We start from the raw sequence: 1,814 nt of genomic DNA, 5'->3' as shown, positions 1-1,814 counted from the left end.
CTTGGTGATAATCGTGCGGAACTGTTCGGCGTCGAAATCGGCCTGGAGGAGGTCGAAGTTGAACGCCTGGCCCAGTCCTTCGGGGCTGGCGTAGCGGGCGCGCCGGTCCGCGTGGACCCACGCTTCGGCGACGGCCGTCCGGGGCGGGTTGTACTCGTTGAAGACCTTGCGCCACTCGGCGTAGATCTCGTGCACCTCATCGCGGTCCCAGAACGGGTGCTCACCCAAGGCGTTTTCGCCTTCCTTGGGCAGCTCGGTCTTGGAGGGCAGGACCTCCGGCAGGTCCTTCGTGAGGGCATGGGCGACGTCGATGCGGAAGCCGTCCACGCCACGGTCGGACCAGAAGCGGAGGGTCTTCAGGAAGTCTTCACGAACCTCGGGGTTGTCCCAGTTGAAGTCCGGCTGCTCCTTGGTGAAGATGTGCATGTACCACTGTCCCGGGGTGCCGTCCGGTTCGGTGATGCGCTCCCAGGCCGGGCCGCCGAAAATCGAGTCCCAGTCCGCCGGGGGCAGCTCGCCGTTCTCGCCCAGGCCGTCGCGGAAGATGTAGCGTTCACGGGCAGCCGAACCCTTCGGTGACGCCAACGCTTCCTTGAACATTCGTGCCTGTCCGAGGAGTGGTTCGGGACGATGTCCGCGATCAGCTTGATGCCCGCAGCGTGCAGTGCGGCCGCCATCTCATCGAAGTCTGCAAGGGTGCCCAGCTTGGGGTCCACGTTGCGGTAGTCATCGACGTCGTAACCACCGTCAGCCAGGGCCGAGGGGTAGAACGGGCTCAACCAGACGGCGTCAATGCCGAGGGATTTCAGGTAAGGAACCTTGGCGGTAATGCCCTTGATGTCGCCCAGTCCGTCGCCGTTCGCATCCGAAAAACTGCGCGGGTAGATCTGGTAGACAGCCGCTTGGCGCCACCAGTTGGGATCGGCCATGCGCTCGGAGTCGTTGTGAGTTGCCATGGTGGCGGTGGAGGACAAAGGGAATCCTGTTCTGTGTCGACGCTTCGATGGATGGGACTTTTATTTAGAATCTAAATTTAGTACCTCAAGTATTATGTGACGCATACCTACAGAAGGTCAACAGCCATGCCTGATATCGCGACTGCCACTCCGCAGATGCTCCGGCGCTTCAACGCGGCCACCGTGCTCGGAGTCATCCGTTCCTCCAACGCAGTGACCGTTTCGGAGCTGATGGACGCTACCGGACTGACCCGAGCCACCACCCTTTCCGTGTGCGAAGACCTCATGGCCCGGGGCTGGATCCGCGAGTTGGAGAACCAGCGCGATTTCGGCGCGTACCAGAAGGGCCGCCCCGCGCGGCGCTTCGAACTCGACGAAAGTGCCGGCTGCGTCTTGGGAATCGACGTCGGCGTCCTCAAGACCACTGTGGTGGTGGCCGATCTGCGCGGAAGAACGGTCGGTCGGGCCAGCGAGCCATTCCGCGGAAGGGAGATCGAAGCGGAGGAACGGATCGGGGTGATCAGCCAAACCGCGCTGCTCGCCCTCGAGGCTGCCGGAGTGGCGCCGGACCAAGTCCTGGCGGTGACGGTGGGGCTCGCCGCCCCGGTGGGCCGCGACGGAAACATCCTCGTCAGCCAGCCGTTCTGGCGCCTGTTCGACGTCGGGCTGAAGAAGGCCCTGCACGATCTCCACGGTTGGGAGGTAGTACTGGAGAACGATGCCAACTTGGCGGCATTGGGCGAATGTTGGCGCGGTGCGGGCGGCGGCGTCCAAGACCTGGCCGTACTCCTGGCCGGGGAGCGTTTCGGTGCGGGCCTGGTGGAATCCGGCCGTTTGCTGCACGGTACTGCCGGGGGC

The 1,814-nt window shown here is 63.9% G+C and carries 1 protein-coding gene and 1 pseudogene; one reads left to right on the top strand and one right to left on the bottom strand.

All coding sequences use genetic code 11. The features are described from left to right. Positions 1 to 929: pseudogene (locus tag AHiyo1_RS00995) on the bottom strand (alpha-amylase family glycosyl hydrolase); the annotation flags it as partial. A gap of 153 nt (positions 930 to 1,082) precedes the next feature. Here AHiyo1_RS00995 and AHiyo1_RS00990 point away from each other — a divergent pair. Further along, positions 1,083 to 1,814 (top strand): ROK family transcriptional regulator (locus tag AHiyo1_RS00990; protein WP_148667417.1); only part of this gene is annotated, 732 nt, incomplete at its 3' end.

Source organism: Arthrobacter sp. Hiyo1, from assembly GCF_001263615.2.
Classification (GTDB): Bacteria; Actinomycetota; Actinomycetes; order Actinomycetales; family Micrococcaceae; genus Arthrobacter.
Note: the sequence above shows the minus strand (reverse complement) of the source record. Positions and strands in the feature narration are given on the sequence as shown.